The organism is Halorarum sp. SLYT50, assembly GCF_059821265.1.
Window position 1 is genome coordinate 2,658,019 of the sequence record NZ_CM187555.1, and the last position, 23,099, is coordinate 2,681,117.

The 23,099-nt window shown below is 71.5% G+C and carries 26 protein-coding genes; 14 read left to right on the forward strand and 12 right to left on the reverse strand.

Annotation, left to right across the window (positions count from 1 at the left end; genetic code table 11):
• Nucleotides 1-97: 97 nt before the first annotated feature.
• The 8 genes from AC6RUA_RS13900 (at nt 98) to AC6RUA_RS13935 (ending at nt 6,879) form a co-directional block, all read left to right on the forward strand.
• Complete coding sequence (locus AC6RUA_RS13900) at nt 98-286, forward strand: DUF7511 domain-containing protein (RefSeq protein ID WP_499813595.1); 189 nt, start codon at nt 98-100, stop codon at nt 284-286.
• An 85-nt stretch (nt 287-371) separates the two neighbouring features.
• Nucleotides 372-605: a hypothetical protein gene (locus tag AC6RUA_RS13905; RefSeq protein WP_499813596.1), complete on the forward strand. Its 234-nt coding sequence runs from the start codon at nt 372-374 to the stop codon at nt 603-605.
• The gene (locus AC6RUA_RS13910; RefSeq protein ID WP_499813597.1) at nt 602-1,093 is read left to right on the forward strand and encodes a universal stress protein; all 492 of its coding nucleotides are present in this window, start codon (nt 602-604) and stop codon (nt 1,091-1,093) included. Before AC6RUA_RS13905 ends, AC6RUA_RS13910 begins: the two co-directional genes overlap by 4 nt.
• A 173-nt stretch (nt 1,094-1,266) precedes the next feature.
• Nucleotides 1,267-1,704 carry a universal stress protein gene (locus AC6RUA_RS13915; protein ID WP_499813598.1) on the forward strand — a complete coding sequence of 146 codons (438 nt, stop codon included), beginning with the start codon at nt 1,267-1,269 and terminating at the stop codon, nt 1,702-1,704.
• A 120-nt stretch (nt 1,705-1,824) separates the two neighbouring features.
• Nucleotides 1,825-4,092, forward strand: coding sequence for an amino acid permease (locus AC6RUA_RS13920; protein WP_499813599.1), 2,268 nt, complete (start codon nt 1,825-1,827; stop codon nt 4,090-4,092).
• A 440-nt stretch (nt 4,093-4,532) separates the two neighbouring features.
• Nucleotides 4,533-5,456 carry an alpha/beta hydrolase gene (locus AC6RUA_RS13925; RefSeq protein ID WP_499813600.1) on the forward strand — a complete coding sequence of 308 codons (924 nt, stop codon included), beginning with the start codon at nt 4,533-4,535 and terminating at the stop codon, nt 5,454-5,456.
• Nucleotides 5,457-5,554: 98 nt separating this feature from the next.
• Entirely contained in the window at nt 5,555-6,562 is a 1,008-nt protein-coding gene (locus AC6RUA_RS13930; protein WP_499813601.1) for a DUF7490 domain-containing protein, read from the forward strand.
• Entirely contained in the window at nt 6,559-6,879 is a 321-nt protein-coding gene (locus AC6RUA_RS13935; RefSeq protein WP_499813602.1) for a DUF8060 family membrane protein, read from the forward strand. Before AC6RUA_RS13930 ends, AC6RUA_RS13935 begins: the two co-directional genes overlap by 4 nt.
• Here the strand turns inward: AC6RUA_RS13935 and AC6RUA_RS13940 are convergent.
• The 3 genes from AC6RUA_RS13940 to AC6RUA_RS13950 form a co-directional block, all read right to left on the reverse strand.
• Nucleotides 6,815-7,606: a DUF3267 domain-containing protein gene (locus tag AC6RUA_RS13940; RefSeq protein ID WP_499813603.1), complete on the reverse strand. Its 792-nt coding sequence runs from the start codon at nt 7,604-7,606 to the stop codon at nt 6,815-6,817. The two genes, AC6RUA_RS13935 and AC6RUA_RS13940, sit on opposite strands and share 65 nt — an antisense overlap.
• A 61-nt stretch (nt 7,607-7,667) precedes the next feature.
• Nucleotides 7,668-8,522, reverse strand: a complete 855-nt coding sequence (locus AC6RUA_RS13945) for a ZIP family metal transporter (protein WP_499813604.1) — start codon at nt 8,520-8,522, stop codon at nt 7,668-7,670.
• Nucleotides 8,523-8,565: 43 nt separating this feature from the next.
• Nucleotides 8,566-9,669, reverse strand: a complete 1,104-nt coding sequence (locus AC6RUA_RS13950; protein WP_499813605.1) for a molybdopterin-dependent oxidoreductase — start codon at nt 9,667-9,669, stop codon at nt 8,566-8,568.
• 611 nt (nt 9,670-10,280) lie between these two features.
• Here AC6RUA_RS13950 and AC6RUA_RS13955 point away from each other — a divergent pair.
• Complete coding sequence (locus AC6RUA_RS13955) at nt 10,281-10,442, forward strand: HVO_2523 family zinc finger protein (RefSeq protein WP_499813606.1); 162 nt, start codon at nt 10,281-10,283, stop codon at nt 10,440-10,442.
• A 132-nt stretch (nt 10,443-10,574) separates the two neighbouring features.
• Complete coding sequence (locus AC6RUA_RS13960) at nt 10,575-11,528, forward strand: phytoene/squalene synthase family protein (protein WP_499813607.1); 954 nt, start codon at nt 10,575-10,577, stop codon at nt 11,526-11,528.
• Nucleotides 11,529-11,608: 80 nt separating this feature from the next.
• Here the strand turns inward: AC6RUA_RS13960 and cruF are convergent, their stop codons facing one another.
• The 3 genes from cruF to crtID are packed head-to-tail and all read right to left on the reverse strand — an operon-like array spanning nt 11,609 to nt 14,888.
• Nucleotides 11,609-12,502, reverse strand: a complete 894-nt coding sequence (gene cruF, locus AC6RUA_RS13965; protein ID WP_499813608.1) for a bisanhydrobacterioruberin hydratase — start codon at nt 12,500-12,502, stop codon at nt 11,609-11,611.
• A complete protein-coding gene (locus AC6RUA_RS13970; protein ID WP_499813609.1) occupies nt 12,499-13,395 on the reverse strand; it encodes a prenyltransferase in 897 nt (298 codons plus the stop codon). The genes cruF and AC6RUA_RS13970 overlap by 4 nt, the downstream gene beginning before the upstream one ends.
• Nucleotides 13,392-14,888, reverse strand: coding sequence for a bifunctional phytoene desaturase/3,4-desaturase (crtID, locus tag AC6RUA_RS13975; RefSeq protein WP_499813610.1), 1,497 nt, complete (start codon nt 14,886-14,888; stop codon nt 13,392-13,394). Before crtID ends, AC6RUA_RS13970 begins: the two co-directional genes overlap by 4 nt.
• Before the next feature lie 85 nt (nt 14,889-14,973).
• On the opposite strand from crtID, the gene AC6RUA_RS13980 reads away from it, so the two are divergent.
• Entirely contained in the window at nt 14,974-15,699 is a 726-nt protein-coding gene (locus tag AC6RUA_RS13980; protein ID WP_499813611.1) for an SDR family NAD(P)-dependent oxidoreductase, read from the forward strand.
• Nucleotides 15,700-15,753: 54 nt separating this feature from the next.
• Here the strand turns inward: AC6RUA_RS13980 and AC6RUA_RS13985 are convergent, their stop codons facing one another.
• Complete coding sequence (locus AC6RUA_RS13985) at nt 15,754-16,686, reverse strand: DUF106 domain-containing protein (RefSeq protein WP_499813612.1); 933 nt, start codon at nt 16,684-16,686, stop codon at nt 15,754-15,756.
• Between the two features lie 340 nt (nt 16,687-17,026).
• On the reverse strand, nt 17,027-17,644 hold the full coding sequence (locus AC6RUA_RS13990) for an adenylate kinase (protein WP_499813613.1): 618 nt from the start codon (nt 17,642-17,644) through the stop codon (nt 17,027-17,029).
• Between the two features lie 134 nt (nt 17,645-17,778).
• Between AC6RUA_RS13990 and AC6RUA_RS13995 the strand changes: the two genes are divergently transcribed.
• Complete coding sequence (locus AC6RUA_RS13995) at nt 17,779-18,237, forward strand: DUF7975 family protein (protein ID WP_499813614.1); 459 nt, start codon at nt 17,779-17,781, stop codon at nt 18,235-18,237.
• A gap of 13 nt (nt 18,238-18,250) precedes the next feature.
• Here AC6RUA_RS13995 and AC6RUA_RS14000 read toward each other — a convergent pair whose 3' ends face one another.
• Genes AC6RUA_RS14000 through gatD form a run of 4 tightly spaced genes read right to left on the reverse strand, consistent with a single transcriptional unit; the run spans nt 18,251 to nt 21,004 of the window.
• Nucleotides 18,251-18,472: a hypothetical protein gene (locus AC6RUA_RS14000; RefSeq protein WP_499813615.1), complete on the reverse strand. Its 222-nt coding sequence runs from the start codon at nt 18,470-18,472 to the stop codon at nt 18,251-18,253.
• 45 nt (nt 18,473-18,517) lie between these two features.
• Nucleotides 18,518-18,757, reverse strand: a complete 240-nt coding sequence (locus AC6RUA_RS14005) for a hypothetical protein (RefSeq protein WP_499813616.1) — start codon at nt 18,755-18,757, stop codon at nt 18,518-18,520.
• 55 nt (nt 18,758-18,812) lie between these two features.
• Nucleotides 18,813-19,754 (reverse strand): GNAT family N-acetyltransferase, encoded by a 942-nt coding sequence (locus tag AC6RUA_RS14010; RefSeq protein ID WP_499813617.1) that lies wholly within the window; start codon nt 19,752-19,754, stop codon nt 18,813-18,815.
• Complete coding sequence (gene gatD / locus AC6RUA_RS14015) at nt 19,745-21,004, reverse strand: Glu-tRNA(Gln) amidotransferase subunit GatD (protein WP_499813618.1); 1,260 nt, start codon at nt 21,002-21,004, stop codon at nt 19,745-19,747. Before gatD ends, AC6RUA_RS14010 begins: the two co-directional genes overlap by 10 nt.
• Before the next feature lie 288 nt (nt 21,005-21,292).
• Between gatD and AC6RUA_RS14020 the strand changes: the two genes are divergently transcribed.
• Together AC6RUA_RS14020 and AC6RUA_RS14025 are read left to right on the forward strand one after the other, a co-directional pair.
• A complete protein-coding gene (locus AC6RUA_RS14020) occupies nt 21,293-21,517 on the forward strand; it encodes a DUF3311 domain-containing protein (protein WP_499813619.1) in 225 nt (74 codons plus the stop codon).
• Nucleotides 21,510-23,018, forward strand: coding sequence for a sodium:solute symporter family protein (locus tag AC6RUA_RS14025; RefSeq protein ID WP_499813620.1), 1,509 nt, complete (start codon nt 21,510-21,512; stop codon nt 23,016-23,018). Before AC6RUA_RS14020 ends, AC6RUA_RS14025 begins: the two co-directional genes overlap by 8 nt.
• Nucleotides 23,019-23,099 lie beyond the last annotated feature (81 nt).

A 23,099-nucleotide genomic window follows, 5' to 3' on the forward strand; every position in this document is an offset into this window, starting at 1 on the left:
CGGTTGTCTCCGAATAGTTACTCCGTAGTTAGGGTGCGTTCTCACCCGCGAGAGGCGGCGGCGTACGTTCAAGTAGAGTGGCGTCGGCAGTGGAGCCATGAGCACGACGGAGGCGCACACGGGGGCGGACGAACCGCTGGAGCAGTTTCCGGAGTTCCACCTCAGTTACCTGTTCGACGACGGCGAATCGCCCGCGTCGGTGACGGTGTACGACCCGGAGGCGCCGGACACCGGGTGGGTCGCCGCGGACATCAGCGGCACGGTGTCTATCGACGACGTCAGATAACGCCGTCGAGTCGGGCGGTTACCGGGTTCGGACGCTCCGGGTCGGGGCCGCCGAGACTTTAACAGGGCCGGTCGAACGGCGGGCAATGAGCGGTTCTTCGGGCGGTGACGGGCCGGGAGCGGCCGGCGTCGAGACGGAACTCGACCGGGACATCGGCATCGTGGGCGCGGTGGCTCTCGGCGTCGGGACGATGATCGCGGCGGGCATCTTCGTCCTCTCGGGCCTCGCGGTGAGCGACGTGGGCGCGATGGCCATCGTCGCGTTCCTCATCGCGGCCGTCGTCGGGAAGTCGTCCTCGGCTCAATCGTCGACGAGGTGACGCAGAACGCGCCCTGCGACGTGCTCGTCGAGCGAATCGGCGAGGACGGCCGGACGACCGCCGGCTCGCTCGACTCCGTACTCGTGCCGACGGCCGGCGGTCCCCACGCCGACTACGCGGCCGAGGTAGCGCGCGCCATCGCGGACGCGAACGGCGCGGAGGTGGAACTGCTCCGCGTCGTCGACTCCGGCGCCGGCGGACGGGAGCGGGAGCGCGCCGAGGCGACGCTGACCGAGACGAGCGCGCACTTCCCCGAGGGACGCGTCACCTCGGCCGTCGTCGAGTCAGACGACGTGACCGCCGCCATCGTCGAGCGGTCGGAGGCGCACGACCTCACCATCATCGGCGCGACCCGGGAGGGGCTGCTCCAGCAACTCGTGTTCGGCACCGTCCCGGAGGAGGTCGGCCGTGAGGCGTCCGGCACCGTCATCATGGCGAAGAAGAATCTCGGCATCACCTCACAGCTCCGTCGGCTGTTCGGCCGGTAGGGCCGACGACCACGGTCGCCGGCGGCCACCGGACCGGGCGACGACGGCCGGTCAGGACGAACAACTTAATCCGACGCCGTCCGTGTGACCGCTATGAGTCGGCGACCCCATCCGACGGCGTCACCCGGCGACCGCACGCGCCAGCGTCCGACCGCTCCGGCCGGAGGTCGGCCGTGAGTTCGTCGCTGTTCGAGCGCGTCGTCGTCCCCGTCGCCTCGGAGGGGGACGCGCGCGACACCGCTCGCGCGCTCGCCCCGTACACCGACGGCATCGGCCACATCTCGGTCGTCCACGTCATCGAGAAGGCGGGCGGCGCGCCCGACAAGGCGGGCGTCGAACAGCGCGAGGGCGTCGCGGCCGAGACGTTCGACGCGTTCGCCGACGCGCTCCCCGACGCCGACGTGGAGACGCGGACGGTCTTTCACACCGACGTCGTGGACGGCATCGTCGAGGCGGCCGCGGAGACGGGCGCCTCGGCCGTCGTGTTCGTGCCCCGGTCGGGCGGTCGAATCGTCCGGTTCCTCAGCGGCGACGTGACGCTCTCGCTCGTGACGGAGTCACCCCTCCCCGTCGTGAGCCTCCCGCACCCCGAGGGCGGTGGAGGAACGTGAGTCGGTCGCTGCCTCCGCCCGCGCTCCCGCGTCGTTCGACCCCCCCTTCTCGCCTCCGTCCGTCCGCCCGCTCGCGTCCGCTCGCTCCGCTCGCACCTCCCGCCAGCGGCGGTGGTCGCCGTGAGCGACGAGGAACTCGCCAAGGACCTCGGTCTCCTCTCGGCGCTCACCATCGGCGTGGGGACGATGATCGGCGCGGGCATCTTCGTCCTTCCCGGGCAGGCGGCGGCGGCGGCGGGTCCCGCGGTCGCGCTCTCGTTCGTGATCGGCGGCGTCATCTCGCTGTTCACGGCCCTCTCGGCGAGCGAACTCGGGACGGCGATGCCGAAGGCCGGCGGCGGGTACTACTACGTCAACCACGCGCTCGGCCCGCTGTTCGGCTCCATCGCCGGGTGGGGCAACTGGATGGGGCTCGCGTTCGCGTCGGCGTTCTACACGCTCGGGTTCGGCGAGTACCTCGCGACGTTCCTCCCCATCCCGGCGGTTCCGCTGGGCGTGCTCACGCTCACGCCGTTCCAGGTCGGCGCGCTCGCGGCCGGCGCGGTGTTCGTCGGCGTCAACTACGTCGGCGCGAAGGAGACCGGTCGGCTACAGGTGTTCATCGTCGTCGCGCTCGTGGCCATCCTGACGGTGTTCTCGGCGCTCGGCGCGCTCCAGGCCGACCTCTCGACGCTCCGCCCGCTTTTCCCGGGGGAGACCGGAGGAGCGGCCGCGGTGCTGCCCGCGACCGGGCTGGTGTTCGTCTCGTTCCTGGGGTTCGCGAAGATAACGACGGTCGCGGAGGAACTCAAGAACCCGGGGCGGAACCTCCCGCTCGCGGTCGTCGGAAGCGTCGTCATCGTCACCGTGATGTACGCCATCATCATGGTCGTATTGATGGGCGTCGTGAACTGGCGACAGCTCGCCCCCGAGTTCACTACGACCCCGGTGCTCGACGTGGCGGAGATCGCGTTCGGCAGCGTCGGCGTGGCGGCGCTCGGCGTCGGTCTCCTGACGTTCGCCGGACTGCTCGCGACCGCCTCGTCGGCGAACGCCTCCATCCTCGCCTCCTCGCGGATCAACTTCGCCATGGGACGCGACAGGCTGGTCAGCGCGGCGCTCAACGAGGTACACCCGCGGTTCTCGACCCCGTACCGGAGCATCGCCATCACCGGCGGACTCATCCTCCTGTTCATCGTCGTCGGAGAGGTGAAGACGCTCGCCAAGGCGGGGAGCGTCCTCCACCTCATCGTGTACGGCCTGCTGAACCTGGCGCTCATCGTCATGCGGGAGTCGGACGCCGAGGAGTACGACCCCGACTTCGAGGTGCCGTTCTACCCCGTCGTCCCCGCGCTCGGCGCGGTCACGTCGTTCGGCCTCATCGCGTTCATGGACCGCACCGAGATTCTGCTCGCGCTCGCGTTCGTCGCCGGCGGCGTGGTCTGGTACCTGGCGTACGCCCGGACGCGGACGACCACCAGCGGAGTGCTCTCCGAGTACGTCCTCTCGCGGTCCGACCGGATGCCCGACGTGGCGGTGTCGGCCGCCGCGTCCGTCCAGCCGGACGGGGGTGATTTCCGCGTGATGGTGCCGCTCGCCAACCCGGAGCACGAACGGGACCTCGTCCGTCTCGGGGCGGCCATCGCGGACCAACGGGGGGGCGTCCTCGAGGCGGTCCACATCGTCTCGGTGCCGGACCAGACGGCGCTGGCGTACGCGGCCGACCACGTCGACAGCTTCGACGACTACGCCGGCGAACTCCTGCGTCGCGCCCGCGTCGACGCCGAGGAACTGGGCGTCCCCGTCGAGACACGGACGGTCATCTCTCACGAGTCGTTCGAGGAGGTGTTCGACGCCGCACGCGACCACCGGGCCGACCTCGTCGTGATGGGCTGGGGATCGGACGGCCACGGCTCGCCGGGGCGCGTCGAGACGGCCATGGACGAGTTGACCGAGGACCTCCCGTGCGACTTCCTCGTGTTGCGCGACCGCGGGTTCGACCCCGAGCGCGTACTCGTGCCGACCGCGGGCGGTCCCGACTCGGACCTCTCGGCGGAGACGGCTCGAACCCTGCGGGACGCGTACGGCTCGACGGTCCGGTTGCTCCACGTGGTTGCGGACCCGGAGGACCGCGAGGCGGGCGAGTCGTTCCTCGCGGAGTGGGCGGACGCTCACGGCCTCGGCGACGCCGAACTCGTCGTCGAGACGGGCGACGTGGAGGCGGCCATCGAGGCGGCGGCGGCCGACTGTTCGCTGCTCGTGCTCGGAGCCACCGAGCGCGGCCTGCTCTCTCGACTGTTCAGCGGCGCGCTCGCGATGGAGGTGGTCGACGACGTGGACTGTTCGGTCATCATGGCCGAGCGCGCCCGTTCGCGGTCGCTACGCGAGCGACTGTTCGGCCGGCGGTGACCCGGTCCGACCGCGGAGCGGTCCACCCACCGCCGAGCGGTCTCCGAGGACCGCGAGTCGGCAGCGACCGGAGCCGGCCGCAGTTATTATAGCTAACCGACGATGGTAGCTATTCCCTCCGTCCCGCTCCAGTCACTCGGTTATCGACGGGTCGCGACCGGTCGTTTTCGCTCCGTGACGTGAAGTGAACGTCGCTTCACCGAGCGGTTAAGTATCGAGCCCCCCCACTGTCTCGTGGCGACGGAACGGTGGGTGCACGTGCCTCTGACATGGTTTCTCGGACGCCCGCCGTCTCCCCGCCGCCCGATTCTCGCGTCCCCCGGAACCGGTAAGTCACCGGCTACGGTATCCGAGTGCATGACCGACGACGCGCCGCGGGAGACGACACGTCGAACGAACGGAACCAGCGCCGAGGCCGCGGACCGCGGGGCCGACGAGCGATGACCGAGCGCCGACCGACCCTCGCGTCCGTCGACGTCGACCGGCCGTCGCGGGAGGCGTTCGCCACCCGGAAGGTCGGGTTCGACGTCGAGGGGGACCGCTGCGTCGGCACGCTGTACCTGCCGGCCGACGCCGACGACCCGCCGGCGGTCGTCATGGCGCACGGCTACGCCGCCGAGGCGTCGTTCGGACTCCCGCGGTACGCGGAGTCGTTCGCCGCCGCGGGGTACGCCGCGTTCGTGTTCGACTACCGCGGGTTCGGCCCCTCGGCGGGCGACCCGCTCGTCCTGCCGGGTCGCCAGCTAGACGACTGGCGGGCCGCGCTCGACCGCCTGCGGACGGTCGACGCCGTCGGATCCGAGCGGGTCCTGTGGGGGACGGCGCTCTCCGGCGGCTACGCGCTCACGCTCGCGGCCGAGCGGACGGACGTGGACGTCCTGCTCGCGCAGATGCCGCTCGCCAGCGGACGGTCGCTGCTCGGCACGCACGGCATCGTCGGGAAACTGCGGGCGTTCCTCGCGGGCGTGCGCGACCGGGTCGGCGGACTCGTCGACCGCCCGCACCACGTGAAGGTGTACGGCGACCCCGACGAGTTCGCGGCGCTGAACGCGCCCGGCGCGAAGGACGGCTACCTCTCGCTCGTCCCCCGGGAGTCCCGGTTCGAGAACCGGACCCGCGCGCGGTCGTTCCTCGCGCTCCCCCGGTACAATCCCGCGAGCGACGCCGCGAAGGTGACGTGCCCCGCGTTCCTCGTCGCCGGGACGAACGACGACGTCGTCCCGTACGACTCCGTCGAGACGCTCGCCGACGAACTCCCCGACGCCTCGCTGCTGCGCGTTCCGATGGGCCACTTCGACGCGTACACCGTCCGGTTCGACGAACTCGTCGCCCAGCAGGTCGCGTTCCTCGACGCGCGACTGTAGCCGCGCGCCGCGCGCGGTCGCTCCGAACCGCCCGCTTTTGGCTCACTCCGGACCGTGCGCACACAAAGCATTTAGTCGGCTCGTAGAAACCGAGCGGTATGCCCCGCGAACGATACCTGGCGGGTGCGGCGCTGGCCGTGCTCGCCGTCGCCCTCCTCGGAGCGGTCGTCGCCCCGGGCGTCATCGCGGCGCCCGCCGACGAACCCCTCCGCCCCGGGCCCGTCCGCGTCGCAGAACCCGTGGCCATCTCGCACGGCGAGGTGGGCGGTGCGACCGCCGAACTCGACCTGCAGACGCGAGTCCGGCACGGCGGCAACCCCGCGCACAACGTCTCGGTCCGCTTCCGCGCGTACGACGCGGAGTCGGGGCTCCTGACGGCCGAGGAGACGGTCGGCCTCGGGACGCTGGAGGGCGACCGGAGCGTCCCCGTCAACGCCACCGTCCGCGTGGCGCGCGAGGGCGGGTACGTCGTGGAGACCACCGTGTTCCGCGACGGGGAGGTCGTCGACAGCCAGCGACGGCAGGTGTCGGGGATGGAGGCGCTGGTCCCGGCGTACGCCCGGACCGCGGTTCGCTTCACCGAGAGCGACGCCGTCCCGCCGCTCGCGGTGTCCGTCGACTCGGTCGAGGACAACCGCACGACGCTGCGCGTCGCGGCGTCGCTGACGAACGGCGGCGACGCGCCCAGCGAGGACCTCCGCGTCGAGTTCATCCTCCGGCAGGCCGAGTCGAACCTCGTCGCCGCCCGCGCGGACGCGGACGTGGGCACCATTCGACCGGGCCGGACGGAGGACGCGACGGCGACGCTAACGGTGCCGTCGGAGTACAACTACTACGTCGACGCCGCGCTGTACAAGGACGGCGTCCTCGTCGACACCGCCCGCTCGGTCGCCAACCTCGATCCGACCGAGCGCATCGCGGCCAACGAGACGGAGCGCGAGGTCGAGTTCGAGGTGAGCGACTTCGCGGGCGGCGGCGACGGTCCGGAGCGGACGGAAGAGCCCGCCCGCGGGACGACGGGCGCGCAGACACCCGGCTTCACGGCCGGGCTCGCCGCCGTGGCCCTCCTCACGGCGGCGCTCCTCGCACGGAGGACGACCCGATGACCGACACAGACACCGCACGACAGTCCGAGCAGATGCCGTCCACGACGGACGCGAGTGACGCGACAGACGAGACCGACGAGACCGACGACCGCGAGTCCACCTCACGCGACCTGCGCCGCTACCTGAACTACGCGGTCCTCGCGGGGCTGGTCCTGCTGGCGCTGGTCGCCGGCCTCCGGTTCTACCTCGCCGCCGGGAGCACCATCGACCGCTGGGTCGCCGCCGAGTACCGGTCGCTGTTCCACGCGGCGTTCAACCTGGCCGTGCTCCTGCTCGCGGCGCTCGGCGTCTCGGTCCAGCTCCGGCGGCTCGGTTGACCGCGGGTCGCCCGACGCCGCGCGGCGTCGACTGGCCGGACCGCGTCGCCTCGGCTCCGTCGGCTCTCGACTCACGCGCCTCGCTCTTCGACTCGCTCGGACGGCTCGAACACGTACGAGTGGCGCGTGTCGACGTCGTAGAAGAGCGTCCCCGGGGGGTCCGGAGCGCCACGACCGTCGCGTACAGGTCGCCCGCCGCCCCGCTGGTGTTGAGGACGAGTCCGCCGAACGCCGCGGCGGCGACCGGAACCGGCGCGAACGCGACGAGCGCGAGACCGACCGCGTCGAGGAGGACCAGCGGCGCGAGCACCACCGGGAACAGGTGCTCGCGGGGCTGGAACTGCCCGAACGCGGCGGCGTAGAACCCGCCGACGTTCGTGGCGACGCCGTAGGAGACGCGGTAGCCGAGCGCGTTCGCCGCCGCGCCGTGGACCCCCTCGTGGAGCGGGACGGTGAGGAGCAGTCCCGCCAGGAACGCGACGACGGCCCCGGAGAAGTCGAGGACGATTCCGTCGGGCGTGTCGCTGACGACGACCCACTCGACGAACTCGGCCCGGCGCAGCGAGAGCGCGAGCGCGCCGAACCCGGCGAGCGCGACGACCGCGAGGGCCGCGGCGAGCAGGTTCACCGCGAGTACGGGGTACGAGAACGCCCACGGCGGCTCGTACCCCTCGGGTGGGTCCGGCGCGAGTTCGTGCCGGTCGGGATCCGTCGGGGGAGCGCTCACGGCGACAGGTCTCGTCACGGAGGGAAAACACGGGGGCACGCGGGCGCGGCGGCCGCTCCGGTCAGGCGACGACGAGCCAGCCGAGGAACACCGCGAGTCCGCCGAGCGCCGTGCTGGCGACGGCGTGCGAGCGCATCCGGTCGAGGACCGCGTGCGCGTCGCCCTCGGACGCGAGCGAATCGTGTATCTCGCTCCCGAGTTCACACTCGGGCAGGAAGTCCATCGCGACGTGGAGGAAGACGCCGGTGGCGAAGCCGAAGACGACCCCCCGAACCGGGTCGGCGGCGGGGAGCGCGAGGAACGACGCGCCGACCGCGGCGACGCCGACGCCGGCGGCGGGGAGCAGGACGGCGCGCCAGTCGCCCCCGCCGCCCACGTACCGGTTCGCCGCGGCGTACCCCGCCGGCCCCTTGTGCGAGACGATGGCGACGCCGAGCAGCGGACCGAGCGTCATGTTGCCGTAGATGACGCCGATGATGGCGCCCGCCGACACCGCGTGAGCGGTGAGTTCCGCCAGCGTCCGGTCGACGGGGAGGTCCATGTGCGCCAGCCGGTGCCCGAGCGTGTGTGCGGCGAATCCGACGAGCAGGCCGAGCGCGACGCCGAACCCGCCGAAGGTCGCGTGCTGCCCGAGCGCCTGCGGGAGCAGGAACACCGCCGCGCTCGTCACCATCGCGCCGCTGGCGAGCCCGTACCCCCACACCAGTGTCCGGGCGTGCCTGCGCGCGGCGCGCCCGCCGAACCAGCCGCCGACCGCCATCCCGAGGAACGCGACCCACGCGATACCGAACAGCGTCGTCCGCCCGGTGAGGAGCGCGAGCGCCCCCGCGAGCACCAGCGCGGCGGTGCTCGCGACGCCGAGGTACGTCGTCCGGCGGTTGTGAACTCCCTCGCCGGAGTTAATAACTTCGCCCATGTTACTAACGGGACGCTTCGAGTTAGTAACTCCTCCGGTCGCGTCAGGGCGAGACCGTCTGCGAGACCCACCCGGTCGCCCCGCGTGGGTACGGCTTCCGTTCGTCGTCCGTCTGGACGGTGCCGTCGGCTTCGACGGCGCGCGCGACCACCTCGTGTTCCCCGTCGGCCTCGTACTCGTAGCGCCACATCCGCCACGCGTCGGCCGCCTCGCCGTCGACGACCGAGGGGTCCGAGGGGTCTGCGTCGGCCGACACCGCCCCCGGAAGCGGTTCGGAGAGGTCCGCCTCCGCCCACGTCTCGCCGCCGTCCGTCGACACCTCGACCGCCGAGACGCCGCGGGTGCCGGCGTAGGCGTGCCCGCCGACGGTCACCCGCCCGCCCTCGGTCTCGACGCCGTGTATCTTCGCCACCGTCGTCACGGGACCGGTGCCGTGCCACCCGCGCTCCTCCCAGTAGCCGAGCGCCTCCTCTCGGAGCACCTCGATTTCGGTCAGCCACTTCACGTTTATCTCCCCCCAGTGACCGGGGATGAGCGCCCGGAGCGGGTAGCCGTGCCCGCGTGGGAGGTCCCGGCCGTTCATCCGGTAGGCGAGGAACCCCTCGCGGAGCGCCTCCAGCGGGAACTCCTCGTAGTAGTCGTCCTCGGCGCGGAGCATCACGCAACAGGCCTCGTCCTCGGGGATGCCCGCCTCCTCGACGAGGTCCATGACGGGGACGCCGGTCCACAGCGCGGTGTCCATCTTCCGGCCGTTGAGCGAGTCGCCGACGCACCGCAGCGAGACGAACCGGTGCTGGGCCGGCCGGCCGGCGACGTCGGCGAAGTCGAACTCCGTCTCCTCCTCGACCGCACCGGTCACCCGCAGCGACCACTCCTCCCTGTCGATCTCGGGATTGGCCGTGCTGATGTCCACCTGGTAGAACTCGTCCGACACCAGCCCCTCGACGTCCGGGACGGACAGCGAGCGGTCCGCGGCCGTCGAGAGCAGCGCCCGCACCAGCGGGTCGTCGACCGGTTCCTCGTCGTCGTTCCCGCCGCTCCCGGCGGCGTGCCGGAGACCGAACACGCCCGCGAGACCGAGCGTCGCCGCGGCGACCCCCGCCGAGCGGAGGAGGTTCCGCCGGGGGACGTCGACCCCGTCGGTCATTCCCCGCCCGCCGAGCGCGGCGACCAGGCCGCCGCAGACGCGCCGACGAGCGCCGGCAGCGGAGCCACGGTGAGCGCGAACGCGACCAGCGCCTGCGCGACGCCCACGGCGAACACCGACTCGTCGTACCCCCGACCGAGCGCCCGCGTCGCTCGGAACGCGCCGAGCGCGAGCAGGGCGACAGCGCGACGGCGAGCCCCCCGCCGCCGGCGAGCAGGAGCGGCTGACCGAGGTCGCCCAGCCCCTGAATCCCGGCCGCGAGCAGGGCGTCCGGCATGAGATAGAGGACGGTCTGTGCGACCGCGACGACGACCCAGCGGGGCGAGAACCCCGTCACGAGAAACGTCCCCGCCGCGACCGCGACTCCGGACGCGACGGCGACGAGTACGCGACGCGGTGTCGGAGTATCCATAACCCGTACTACGGCCGGAGGCACAAAAGCCGTGCCTCGGGTTCGCACGGGTGACACACACGCGGCCGACCCCGTGACCGACCGTCTTGTGCGCCATCGGCCCCACGTACCCTCGGTCACTCGCGCGGGACGCCGCCCCGCCGTCCCGGCGGGAGACGCCCGACCGAACGCTCTTGTGCGTCGCCGCTAACTCCCCTCCATGGCCGACGCTGTACGGGAGAGCGAGGAGCCGGAGACGGGGGACGTACGGACGCGCCCGTGTCCGTACTGCGGCGCGTCGATGCAGCACCGCCACTGCAAGTACGTCTGTCCGGCCCACGGCGTCGTCATGGACTGCTCAGACACGTTCGTTCACCGATAGGTCTGCGACCGGACGGGTGGAAAACCGCGCGCAGGCGTGGTACCAACTGTTATAGTGTCCGGACTCGTAATACTGTTACTGCATGCCCGGAGGGAACCGGACGGGACGAGCGGTGACGACGACAGTCCCGCCATGGTAAACGACGAGCAGGTCGCCCGGAGCAAGCGCATCCAGCAGCGAACGGGACGGACGTTCCACTTCGCCACTCGACTGCTCCCCGAACGGGTGCGCCACCCGACCTACGTACTGTACGCGTTCTTCCGCGTCGCCGACGAGGTGGTCGACGCCGCCGAGACTGCGCCGCCCGCCCAGCAGCGGGAGGAACTCGACCGCCTCCGGGACGCCGTGCTCGGGCGCACGCCGACGGACGACCCGGTGCTCGCCGCGTTCTCCGAGATGCGCGAGGAGTTCGGCATCGCCGACGCCGACGTGGAGACGTTCGTCGACGCGATGCGCTCTGACATCGACACCGACCGCTACCCGACGTACGCCGACCTGGAGGCGTACATGGACGGGTCGGCGGCCGCGGTGGGGCGGATGATGACCGCCGTGATGGACCCGGACGACCCCGAGACGGCGCTCCCGCACGCCACGGCGCTGGGAGAGGCGTTCCAGCTGTCGAACTTCCTCCGGGACGTGCGCGAGGACGTCGTCCAGCGCGACCGAATCTACCTCCCGCTGGAGACGCTCGACCAGTACGGCGTCACCGAGGAACAGCTCCTGAACCTCGAGTTCGACGCGGGCGTGGCGGAGGCGATGCGCCACGAGATGCGCCGCGCGGAGTCGCTGTACAAGGAGGGCGTCGCCGGCATCAAGTACCTCCCCGAGGACTGCCAGTTCGCGGTGCTGCTCGCGTCGGTACTCTACGTCGAACACCACGCGCTCGTCCGCGAACGGGGGTACGACACGCTCGCGGCGACACCGCAACTCGGCTCGCTCCGGAAGGTGAAACTGCTCGCGAAGACCCGGTGGACGTGGTTCCGGACGAAGGACCCCGAGTCGGTCTTCCGACGGGTGAGCTGCGTCCCGTACGGCGACCAGTCACACGGCGGACAGGGGCACGGCGAGCGAGTCCCCGTCCGGTGAGGCTCCCCCCGCCCGAACGGGCGTCCGACCGTCCCGGTTCGCTCCGCTGTTCTCCGCTCGGTCTCCGCCCGCGTGCCGGTCTACCGCCGCAGCAGCGACGCGTCGAACCGGTCGGCTCGGACCAGCCCCGCGCCGATGCAGCCGGCGACGAGGACGGGTAGCCAGTTGCCGAACGCGAGGTTGACGCCACCCCACAGGAGCACGAAGCTCACCATGTCGTCGAGCAGGAACTCGCAGGTCGCGAGTCGTCGCCGCAGGCCCGCGCGGTCGAACGACCGGTCGAGCGTCACCACCGCGACGGTGGCCGAGAGGACCCACCCGCCGTAGTTCGACAGCGGCACGCCGTAGAAGCCCGCGCCGTAGAGGACGCCGAGCGCGCCGGCGTTCGCGACGCCGGGGTACGTCCAGAAGTCGAGGGCGACGGCGCCGGGGTCGAGCACCACGTCCATCGCCAGCACGAGCGCGACGACGGTTCCCAGCCGGACGGGCCAGCCGGTGGCTCGTCCGCCGAACAGGAGGAGACACAGCAGGTACGCGTTCGCCACGAGCGGCAGGAAGAACACCGGGAGACCGAGCGGGACGCCGGCGACGGTCGGCCCGAGCGCGACGCCGTAGACGAACTCGCCGTACGGCCACCCCGTGTGGACGCCGACGTACTCGACGGCGTACGCGTACAGCGCGAGCAGGCCGACGCCCGTCAGCGCCCGCCGGTCGACCAACGGCGCGAGACCGACGACGAGCGGCGAGCGCATCACCGCCGTCCCGAACAGGACGAGCCAGCCGTTGAACGCCAGCCAGTCAGGCAGCCCCGGGAGGGTGGCGCTGGCGAGCAGCAGGGCGGCTCCCACCAGCGGAAACACGACGGAGATGGTGAACCGGTTCTCGCGGACGAGCGCCTCGGCGCGCGACTCGGCCTCCCGGCGGTCGGTCGGCCACCACTCGCGGATGACGGCCGTCGCGCTCGTGGCGCTCACGGCACCACCGCCCGGAGCGGCGGGAACCGGCTCAACGCGCCGAGCGTGAGCAGCGCCCCCACGAGCGTGTTGAGCGCCGGGAACCACCAGTACGCGCGGTCGACCGCGACCGCGGGGCGGGCGACCCAGAGCGCGACGAGCGGGTAGACGAGCAGGAGCAGCGCGATGCGGGCGTCGACGAGCGCGAACGCCGCCGCGGCGGCGAGCCAGCAGAGCGCGCAGTACGCGTACGTCCGCGTCTCGCCGAGGACCGTCGCCGTCGTCCGGATGCCGGCCGCCCGGTCGGGTTCGACGTCGGGCACCGCGGAGAAGGTGTGCATGCCCATCGCCCAGAGCCACCCGCCCGCGAGCGCCGCGAGCGGCGGGTTCGTCCCCGAGACGAGCGCGAACGCCGCCGCGCCGGGCAGGACGTACAGCCCGTTCGACACGGAGTCGAGCGGCGGCGTCGTCTTCAGCCGCGGCGGGGCGCTGTACGCCGCCCCGAGCAGGAAGAACCCGGCGAGGTACGGCCACGCGACCCGCGGCGTCACGGCGAACAGACCCACACCGACGAGCAGCGACCCGACGGTGACCGCCGGGACCAGCGGGTCGCCCTCGTAGCGGACCTCCCGGCCCTCCTTCTTCGGGTTGGCGGCGTCCACGTCGCGGTCGAACACGTCGTTGACGCCGTAGAGGAACACGTTCGCGGGCACCAGGAAGTACGCGAACACCAGGGCGGTGCGCGCGGTGACCAGGTCGGCGACCGCCGACGCGCCGGCCGCGACGCCGACGAGCACCGGTCCGGCGAGGTAGAGCCAGAATCGCGGGCGCGACAGCGTCACGAGCGCGCGGAGTCGCGCCCGACGGTCGCCGGCGGACTCGGTGGAGGTGGGGGATGGGGACACGCGACTCACCCGTCGGCCATGGCCTCCGCGGTCAGCAATCCGCTGATGAGACACATCGGGACGCCGATGCCGGGCGTGGTGTACGACCCCGTGAAGTAGAGTCCGTCGACGGCCGTCGAGCGGTGACCCGGGCGGAACGGGGCCGTCTGGGGGAGCGTGTGCGCCAGGCCGAGCGCGGTCCCCCGCGTCGCGTTGTAGCGGTCCGCGAAGTCCGAGACGCAGAACTCCTCCTCGAGGACGATGCGGTCGCGGAGTTCGGTCCCGGTGTGCTCCGCGATGTCGTCGAGCAGGAGGTCCCGGTACGCCGCCCGCCGCTCGGGGGTGTCGTCGAGTCCGGCCGCGAGGGGGACGAGCGCGAACAGGTTCGAGTGCCTGTCGGGGGCGACGTCGTCGTCCGTCTCCGAGGGAACGCAGAGGTAGTACGCGGGGTTCTCCGGCCACTCGGGGTCGTCGAATATCTCCGCGAAGTGGTCGTCCCAGTCGGTCGGCAGGACGAGCGTGTGGTGGGCCAGGTCCGGCAGGTCGCCCTCGACGCCGAGGTAGAGGAGGTACGCCGAGGGGGCGTACGTTCGCGACTCCCAGTAGTCGGCGTCGTACTGGCGCTTCCGGGGGGCGAGCAGTTCCTGCTCGGTGTACGCGTAGTCGGCGTCGCTCACCACGAGGTCCGGGAAGTAGTCCTCGCCCGACGCCGTGCGCACGCGGAACCCGCCGCGCTTCCCGCCGATGGCCGTCACCGGGCTGTCGGTGTGGTACGTTACCCCGAGTTCCCGTCCGACGTCCGCGATGCCATCGACGACCGCGCCGAGGCCCCCGTCGGGGTAGTAGACGCCGAGGTTGAAGTCCACGTGACTCATGAGGTTGTACAGCGCCGGCGTGTTGTGCGGCGACCCGCCGAGGAACACCAGCGTGTACTGCATCAACTGCTGGAGTTTCGGGTGCTCGAAGTACGACTCGACGTGGTCCTGCATCGTCCCGAGCAGCGAGAGGCCCGAGGCGTACCGGAGCACGTCCGGGTCCACGAAGTCGCGAATCCGGTCGCGGCGTTCGTAGACGAAGTGCTCCATCCCGATGGCGTACGTGCGCTCCGCCTCGTCGAGGTAGCGCTCGAACGCCTCGCCCGCGCCCGGTTCGTACGACTCGAACGTCGCTCGGTTCTCCTCGCGGTCCGCGGCCACGTCGACGCTGTCGCCGTCCTTGAAGAAGACGCGATAGTGGGGGTCGAGCCGCGACAGCGTGTAGTAGTCCTCGACCCCGCGACCGAAGTGTCGGAAGAACGTCTCGAACACGTCCGGCATCAGGTACCACGAGGGCCCCATGTCGAAGCGGAACCCGTCCGTCTCCAGCACGGAGGCGCGTCCGCCCAGCCGCTCGTTCTTCTCGAGGAGGGTCACGTCGGCACCGGCGTCGGCGAGATAACAGGCCGTCGACAGGCCGCCGAAGCCGCCACCGACCACGACGACGGACTCGCCGGCCAGCGTCGAGAGGTCCACGGGAGGTCGCATCGAACCAATACACGGGACGGATATTCTTAAAGGGTCGATACCCGGCGTCCGTGTCTGCTAAGTCGCCCGCCGCCGACCGCCTCGTATGGACGGGAAGGCTGTCGTGGTGACGGGTGGAACGCGCGGACTGGGTCGGGCCGTCGCGACGGCGTTCACCGAGGCGGGCGCGGACGTGACGCTCTGTTCGCGCGACGGCGACGCCGCGGCGACGGCGGCCGGCGAAGTGGACGCCGCCGGACCGGGGACGGCGACGGGGGTGCGCGCGGACGTGCGCGACGAGTACGACGCCGAGCGGTTGATGGAGGACGTCGCGCGGCGGGCCGGTGACGTCGACGTCGTGGTCGCGAACGCGGGGGTCGCACACGGTACGCCGGGCGAGATGCCGCTCCAGGCGGAGCCGTACAGTCGGTTCGACGATACGATGCGCACGAACGTCCGGGGCGTGTTCACCACGGTGACGGAGGCGGTCCCGCACCTGAGCGCCGGCGCGCGGGTGCTCGTTCCGTCGGGACCGGTCGCTCGGGAAGCCGAGCGGGGAATGGGTGCGTACGCGGTCTCGAAGGCCGGCGCCGAGGCACTGGTCCGTGGGTTCCACGCCGACCTGCGCGACGAGGACGGTGAGGCGGGCGACGCCGCGCCGGCGGCGTTCGCCGTCGACCCCGGCCTCGTCGCGACCGACCTAAGCGGGGGAGACGGCCGCGACCCCGGAGACGTCGCGCCGCTGTTCGTCTGGGCGGCGACCGACGCCGACCCCGTCGAGCACGGCGGCGGGGTCGTCGGCCTGCGCGAGTGGAAAGCGGCGACGCGGTGAGGGAGCGGACCGAAGGAGGGACGAGGCCGGGGATTCGGAACGGAAGCGACGACCTTACGACGACGAAGACGACGTCGTGGGGGACATCTGGATGTTGAGCCCCTTCTGGATGATCTGGGTGAACGCCATCGAGCAGAGGAAGTACCAGACGATCCAGGCTGGCATGACGATGATGTTCTCAGTCCACGACACCTCGCCCACGAACGGGAGGACGATGTTCTCGAGGTCGGTCCAGACGCCCTCGGCGCCCCGGAAGCCGATGCCCCAGTACATCCACAGGAACGCGGGGATGGTGAGCAGCATGATCCAGACCATGGGGCGAATCTGCTCTTTGAACATGCCGAGCTGGTCGCCCATCGCCTCCATCTGCTCCTCCTGAATCTTCTCGAGGGCGGCGTCGTCGCCGCGCTCTTTCGCGTCCTTCTGGCGCTGCTGGAGTTCCTGCATCCGCTCCTGGTGGCCGGCCATCTGGCTCATGTCCATCAGGCTCGCGCGCAGGAGCGTGGAGTACAGCCCGGTGAGCGTCGCGATTATCATGATGACGGCGTACAGCGGGAGCGCCGACTGGAGCGGACCGAGCACGACGTCGATGGTCGTCCCGACCACTTGCCTGACCGGGCCGTACGAGTACCCGATGAAGAACGCCACGGTGAGGACCGCCGCGGCCTTGTCGTAGATGCTCCACGACGTCCCTCCGTCCTCGTCGTCGGAGTCGGTATCCGCGCTCGTGTCGGTACCGCTCTCGCCCGCGTCGGGCGGCCGGAGGCCGGCTTCGATGGCCTCCCGGTCGGCCAGCGCGAACCCCGCCTCGCCGTCCTCGAGGATTCCGCGTTCGATGAGCCGGCCCCACTGCCCGCTCGTGATGTCGTCGCGCACGTCCGTCCACTTCACCTCGCCGTCCTCGGCGCGCGCGAGGACGGTCTCGATGGCCTCGCGCATCTCCGGGTCGGATGCGAGGTCACGGACGCGCTCTTCGATGCGTGCCATTACCGCGCCGTAAGCGACGACCGCGTAAGAAGCTTTAGCAATCGGGACGACGCCACACCGGCACGTCTCCGGTCAGTGGGCCTCGGTCGCTCGAAGGGGTCAGCGGCGGGAACGGGGCGGTCCGGTGCCGGTGGACACACCGCACCGCTCCATCCACGTGCTCGACCGGATGCGAGGCGTACTCGGGTCGGCTGTGGTCCGCCGTTTCCGGTCGTTCCGGTGGAAAGCCTCACACTCCCCTCGCGTCCGTGTCGCGCTTCCCGAGTACCTCACGACTAGACGGGCGGATAAAGACGGCGGCCGACGAGGGCGTCGCGTCCGCGAGCGGGCGGCGGTCGGGTCAGTTCTCGATGACGTCGCGGAGTCGCTCGAAGACCTCGTCGGGCGTCCCCTCGCCGGACACCTCGACGAGCGACCCCTCCTCGCGGTAGTGCTCGACCACGGGTTCGGTGTTCTCGCGGTAGACGCGGAGGCGCTCGCGCACCGTGTCCTCCTGGTCGTCCTCCCGCTGGACGAGGCGCTCGCGGACCGACTCGTCGGCGGGCATGTCGAACTCGACGTGGTAGTTCTCTCCCGTCTCCGGGTCGACCCGCCGCCCGGTCAGCCGCTCGACGAGTACGTCCTCGGGCACGTCGATGAAGACGACGTGGTCGAGGTCGGTCTGCGCGGAGAGGTACTCCGCCTGGTCGAGGTTGCGCGGGTAGCCGTCGAGGACGAACCCGTCGTCGGCGTTCGCCAGCGCCGCGACGACGATCTCGTTGACCACGGGGTCGGGCACGAGTTCGCCGGCGTCCATGTACTCGCCCGGCGTACCGTACTCCGTCTCCATCTCCTTGTTCGCGCGGAGCGCGTCCCCGGTCGTGATGTGGTCGAGGTCGTACTCGGCGACGAGGCGCTTGCTCTGTGTCCCCTTCCCGGCACCCGGCGGGCCGAGCAGGAGGATTCGGTAGTCGCTCACGCCCGGACCGTCCCGCGCCACGGTAAAAGGCGTGCTGAATACCGTTCGCGTTGCCAGCGACTCGGTCTCGCCCCGTCCGCGCGGCGCCGCCGGGGACCAGTCGCTTTTTTCGCCGGCCGGCCGTACCCACGGTCATGACCCGGTTCGACGCCGACACCCCGGCCGACCGCCGGAAACTGTTCGCGGACGCCGTCACCGCCCACCGGACCCGCGGGAGTCCCTTCCTCACAGTCGAGGTGGCGCTCCCGGCGGACGAGATTCAGTTCGGCGAGGGGGAGAGCGCGGACGCCGCCGCCGGCGACACAGACGAGGACGACGGGGACGACCCGGAGGCACCGCCGTGGATTCAGTTCGCCGAGAAGACGTTCAACCTCGACTGCTCGGCGGAGGAACTCGCCCGGCTGAAGGAGATGCTCGACGAGTTCCCCGAGTTCCGCATCGACGCGCTCGACTCCCCCGAGGACGCCGAGGGGACGAACGTGCGCGTCTCGGCCCGCTCGGACGCGAACCGGCTGGCCGCGTTCGTCGAGCGGGCGTTCCGCGAGGTGTACGAGCGACCCGAGGACTACCGGGCGTGGGTAGTGCGGGTCTGACCGATTCGACCGGTCAGTGCCCGAGGCCGTCGTCGCTCACGGCGAACTCGCCCCAGCCACGGAGGACCGCCAGTCCGACGGCCGCGAGCGCGCACCCGCCGACGACGCCCGCGAGCGCCGCCGCTTCGTGGAGGTGCCACGGTCCGGACGCGGCGAGGAGGTCCGCGGCCAGCGACCCCGCCAGCCACGTTCCGAGGACGAGTGCGGGCAGACCGGTCGCGCGTGGTCGTTCCATCGTCCGGTCGACACGGAGCGAGGACCGAAAGGCTGCCGGTCGGCGTCAGTCCCGCCCGACGACGATGTACAGCAGGAACACGACGAGGAACCCCAACAGCGAGAGGAACAGCGAGGCGAGTCCGACCGCTACCGCCCACAGCGCCGCCGCGTCGTTGTTGCGCCGCGAGGCGTCGCGGTACACCCAGAAGCCGACGATGACGGCGATGACGAGGTTCAGGACGCCGACGAGCAGCAGTTCCGGGCCGCCCGGCATCCCGCCGAACAGCGGAGCAGTGGGAACCATACCGGGCCGTCGGGGGCGCGGGTGAAACCGTTTGTGCTACTCGCCGCTCGGCCGCTCACGCGCCGTCGACGACGCCGGGGTCGCTCAGGTCGGCGGCCAGCACGAAGTCCGGTTCGTCCGAGACGGCCACCCGCGCGGCCGCCACGTCGCTGACCGTCCGGACGTGCTCGGGAATCAGGACGCGCGTGTTGTCCAGCCCCGCCGCGGCGGCGTCGCGGGCGACGGCGCGAAGCACCGCGCGCGCCGCCGCGGGCGTGTCCCACGCGCCGACGCCGTAGATGCCCCACGTCTCCTCTCCGTCCTCGGTCTCGCGGTCGTAGTCGTACGCCCGGTAGGCGAACCCGCGCGTCCCGCCGTCGGTGGCGACGAACAGGCGGTCGTCGTCCGCGGCCGCGCGGAGTTGCTCGCGCCGGAGTTCCGACACCGCCCACGTCTCGTCCCCGTCCATCGCCAGCCCCCGGAGCGCCGTGCGGGCGTCGCTCGCGGTCCAGAACGACCAGGCGTCCGCCGGGTCCGCCGACACGTCGAGGTCCGGGTCGGCGTCGGGGTCCGGGGCGGGCCGTGCCCACCGGAACTCCGTGCAGGGGTCGAACCCCGCGTCGCGCGAGACGCCGAGACCGGCGACGTTCCAGGAGAACACCATGTTCCGACAGACGGACACCCCACGTTCGCGCGCCCACGCGAGGGCGGCGCGGGTGAGCGCCGTCCCGAGGCCGCGTCCCCGGTGGTCGGGGTCGACGCGCATCCCCTGCGCCCACGCCTCCGACTCGGAGAGCACCCGCCCCTGCACGACGCCGGCCGCGTCGCCGTCGACGGCGGCGACGAACGTCCGCTGGTCGCCGCCGTCCGTCTCGACCCACCGGGGGAACACCTCCGGGAGGTAATCCCCCCGCCCCCGCTCGCTCCACGTGTCGCGCGTGAACGCGGCGACGGCCTCCGCGTCGTCCGCGCGCGCCTGCCGGACGGTCACGTCGGGGTCGTCGACGGTCACGTCCACGGCGCGGACTCGGCGGTGAGTTCGCCCGCGAGGCTCCGACCCATCGCGTCCGCGGGGTCGTCGGCGTTCGCGAGCGCCCACATCAGCTTCACCTTCGCCGTCCCGGGGAGGGTGTCGCCCGCCTCCACGACGCCCGCGTCGAGGAGGTCCCGTCCCGTGTCGTACACGCGGTCGCAGACGCGCCCCTCGATGCACTGGCTCGTCATGACGACGGTGGTGCCGCCGTCCACCAGGTCCGCGAGCCGGGGGATGAGGTCGGTGTGGACGTGCCCCAGACCCGTTCCCTCGACGACGACGCCGGCCTTCCCGTCGAGGTAGTCGAGCGCCGCGGGGTCCATGCCCGGCGTGAACTTGACGAGTTCCACGCCGGGGTCGAGGTCCGGCGCGAGCGCCAGGTCCGCCTCGCCGCGCCCGGCGTACCTCTTCCCGTCGGCGAACGTCACCGTCTCGCGCTCGTAGTCGACGCGTCCGAGCGGTTCCGCCCCCACCGTCTCGAACGCGTCCCGACGGGAGGTGTGGTTCTTCCGGACGCGCGTCCCCCGGTGGAGCGCGCAGTAGTCGTCCGACGGCGTCCCGTGCATGCAGACCATCACCTCCGCGCAGTCGCTCGTGGCCGCCTCGACGGCACAGACCGCGTTCATCACGTTGTCCGAGGAGGGCCGGTCCGCGGAGCGCTGGCTCCCGGTGAACACGACCGGGACCGGCGTGTCCAGCATGAACGCGAGCGCCGAGGCGGTGAACTGCATCGTGTCCGTCCCGTGCATCACGACGACGCCGTCCGCGCCGTTCGCTACCTCCTCGCGGACCGTCTCCGCGAGGTCCTGCCAGACGCCCGGGTCCATGTTCTCCGAGAGGATGTTGGCGACGACTCGACCTCGGTAGTTGGCCCGCCCGGCCAGTTCGGGCACCGCCCGGAGGACGTCCTCGGCGTCGAACTGCGCCGTGACTGCGCCCGTCCGGTAGTCGACGGTCGAGGCGATGGTGCCGCCCGTCGAGACCAGCGCCACCGTCGGCAGGTCCTCGTCGAACTCGATGGCCGACTCGCCGTCGTCGTCGTCCTCCTCGCCGTCCACGTCGCGAACGCCGCGTTCGAGTACGTCCACGTCGGCGTCCGCACGGTCGACGCCGACGTTGTACCCGCCGTCGAGTTTGACGACGAGGTGGTCCTCGTCCGTCGAGGGCATCAACACGCCCTCGTTCGTCACGTCCCCGCGGGTGACGCGGACGCGGTCGCCGGGGCTCGGTGTCATGTGCGGGCGTCCGGCCGGCGCGGACTTGAAACTGCCCTTGTCCGATTTCCCTCCCGCTCCACCGCCGCTTTCCGCTCCGGTCCACTGCCGACGCGCGGTCCGGTGCGGCCTTCACTCGGACGCTCCTCGCCCCCGGCCGACCCCCCAGTCCCGACCGACTCCGACGGTCGCTCGACGAATCGAACCACTCGTCACCACACGCCCGAATTGAAGAACATACTTCTTCAAAACCGGCCTTTGACGCGTACTTTAGTAATGTTTACGTGCGAGAACCGACTACGGTCCCCGATGACACGGAACAGGTACGACCCCCTCTGGGTGGTGGCGTTCGCGGTGCTGGTGGCGCTCGCCATCCCCTGGTTCCTGTGGGGGAACGCGACGGTGGTGGCCGGGCTTCCGGTGTGGATCTGGTGGCACATCGGCTGGATGGCGCTGGCGTCGGCCGTCTTCTACGGGTTCACGCGCGGCGCGTGGGACCGGGGTATCGACCGGGAGGTGTTGCGGCGTGGTTGACGACACCGTTCTCTCGCTCGGCGTCGTCGGGGGATATCTCGTCCTCGCGCTCGCGGTGGGACTGCTCGCGTACCGGCTGACCGAGCGGAACGCCGAGGACTACTACCTCGCGTCGCGGTCGGTCGGCACCGTCGTGCTGCTGTTCACGACGTTCGCCACGCTGCTGTCGGCGTTCACCTTCTTCGGCGGACCGAACCTCGCGTACGGGGCCGGCCCGGAGTGGATTCTCGTGATGGGGCTGATGGACGGCATCGTCTTCGCGGTGCTGTGGTACGTCATCGGCTACAAACAGTGGCTCGTCGGGCGCGAACACGGCTACGTGACGCTCGGCGAGATGCTGGGCGACCGCTTCGGGTCGGCCTCGCTCCGGGGACTCGTCGCGGTTGTGAGCCTGGTGTGGCTGTTCCCGTACGTGATGCTCCAGCAGGTCGGTGCGGGCCAAGCGCTCGTCGGCCTCACCGACGGCGTGGTGCCGTACTGGGCGGGCGCGGCGCTCATCACGGTGTTCATGGTCGCGTACGTCGTCCTCGCGGGCCTGCGCGGCGTCGCGTGGACCGACACGCTCCAGGGGCTGTTCATGCTCGGCATCGTCTGGGCCGCCGTCGCGTGGGTGCTGTCGGCCGCCGGCGGCCTCGGGGCCGTCTCGGACGCGCTCGCGACCAACAACCCGGAGTTCCTCGCGCTCGGCGGGGGACTCTACTCGCCCCAGTGGATGATCGCTCAGGCCGTCGTCATCGCGTTCGGCGTGACGATGTTCCCGCAGGTGAACCAGCGCTTCTTCGTCGCCGACAGCGAGGCCACGCTCAAGCGGTCGTTCGCGCTGTGGCCCGTGCTCGTCCTGCTGCTGTTCGTCCCCGCCTTCCTCCTCGGCACGTGGGCGGCGGGGCTCGGCATCGAGGTGCCGCAGGGGAGCAACGTGCTGCCGGCGCTCCTGACCGAGTACACGCCGGTGTGGTTCGCGGCGCTCGTCGTCGCCGGCGCGATGGCCGCGATGATGTCCTCCTCGGACTCGATGCTGCTGTCGGGGTCGTCGTACCTCACGCGCGACCTCTACCGGCCGTTCGTCGCGCCCGACGCCACCGAGGCCCGCGAGGGGTGGGTCGCCCGCGTCGGCGTCGCCGCGTTCGCGACGCTCACGTTCGTCGCGTCGCTGTTCGCCGGCCGGACCGCCGAACTCGACTTCCTCGTCACGCTGGGCGACACGGCGTTCGGCGGGTACGCACAGCTCACGATTCCCGTGCTGCTCGCGCTCTACTGGGGGGGCGTCACCCGGACGGGCATCGTCTCGGGCGTGGTGGTGGGACAGGCCGTCTACCTGCTCCACGTGCTCGTCCCGCAGGTGCAGGTCGGCGGAGTGACGTGGCTCGGCGCGACGTACCTGACGTGGGACTTCGCGCTCTGGTGCATGCTCCTCGGGGCCCTCGTCACCGTCGGCGTCTCGAAGGCGACGGCTCACTCGTACGGCGAGAACGCCGCGAAGTTCGGCGTCGGCGCGGACTGAACTGAGCCGGGCCGACGAGCGGCCCCACCCGCGCCGTCGGCGGTGACCGTTCCCCGCCCCCCGCCGCTGTCGGAGTGAGCA

What these genes read in the sequence shown, in the direction of transcription:
- AC6RUA_RS13950 (WP_499813605.1), bottom strand. Translation starts at nt 9,669, where the DNA reads ATGACCGACGGGGTCGACGTCCCCCGGCGGAACCTCCTCCGCTCGGCG.
- AC6RUA_RS14020 (WP_499813619.1), top strand. Translation starts at nt 21,293, where the DNA reads ATGACACGGAACAGGTACGACCCCCTCTGGGTGGTGGCGTTCGCGGTG.
- AC6RUA_RS13900 (WP_499813595.1), top strand. Translation starts at nt 98, where the DNA reads ATGAGCACGACGGAGGCGCACACGGGGGCGGACGAACCGCTGGAGCAG.
- AC6RUA_RS13945 (WP_499813604.1), bottom strand. Translation starts at nt 8,522, where the DNA reads ATGGGCGAAGTTATTAACTCCGGCGAGGGAGTTCACAACCGCCGGACG.
- AC6RUA_RS13995 (WP_499813614.1), top strand. Translation starts at nt 17,779, where the DNA reads ATGACCCGGTTCGACGCCGACACCCCGGCCGACCGCCGGAAACTGTTC.
- AC6RUA_RS13980 (WP_499813611.1), top strand. Translation starts at nt 14,974, where the DNA reads ATGGACGGGAAGGCTGTCGTGGTGACGGGTGGAACGCGCGGACTGGGT.
- AC6RUA_RS13935 (WP_499813602.1), top strand. Translation starts at nt 6,559, where the DNA reads ATGACCGACACAGACACCGCACGACAGTCCGAGCAGATGCCGTCCACG.
- AC6RUA_RS13925 (WP_499813600.1), top strand. Translation starts at nt 4,533, where the DNA reads ATGACCGAGCGCCGACCGACCCTCGCGTCCGTCGACGTCGACCGGCCG.
- AC6RUA_RS14000 (WP_499813615.1), bottom strand. Translation starts at nt 18,472, where the DNA reads ATGGAACGACCACGCGCGACCGGTCTGCCCGCACTCGTCCTCGGAACG.
- AC6RUA_RS13955 (WP_499813606.1), top strand. Translation starts at nt 10,281, where the DNA reads ATGGCCGACGCTGTACGGGAGAGCGAGGAGCCGGAGACGGGGGACGTA.
- gatD (WP_499813618.1), bottom strand. Translation starts at nt 21,004, where the DNA reads ATGACACCGAGCCCCGGCGACCGCGTCCGCGTCACCCGCGGGGACGTG.
- AC6RUA_RS13905 (WP_499813596.1), top strand. Translation starts at nt 372, where the DNA reads ATGAGCGGTTCTTCGGGCGGTGACGGGCCGGGAGCGGCCGGCGTCGAG.
- AC6RUA_RS13960 (WP_499813607.1), top strand. Translation starts at nt 10,575, where the DNA reads ATGGTAAACGACGAGCAGGTCGCCCGGAGCAAGCGCATCCAGCAGCGA.
- crtID (WP_499813610.1), bottom strand. Translation starts at nt 14,888, where the DNA reads ATGCGACCTCCCGTGGACCTCTCGACGCTGGCCGGCGAGTCCGTCGTC.
- AC6RUA_RS13930 (WP_499813601.1), top strand. Translation starts at nt 5,555, where the DNA reads ATGCCCCGCGAACGATACCTGGCGGGTGCGGCGCTGGCCGTGCTCGCC.
- AC6RUA_RS14005 (WP_499813616.1), bottom strand. Translation starts at nt 18,757, where the DNA reads ATGGTTCCCACTGCTCCGCTGTTCGGCGGGATGCCGGGCGGCCCGGAA.
- AC6RUA_RS13985 (WP_499813612.1), bottom strand. Translation starts at nt 16,686, where the DNA reads ATGGCACGCATCGAAGAGCGCGTCCGTGACCTCGCATCCGACCCGGAG.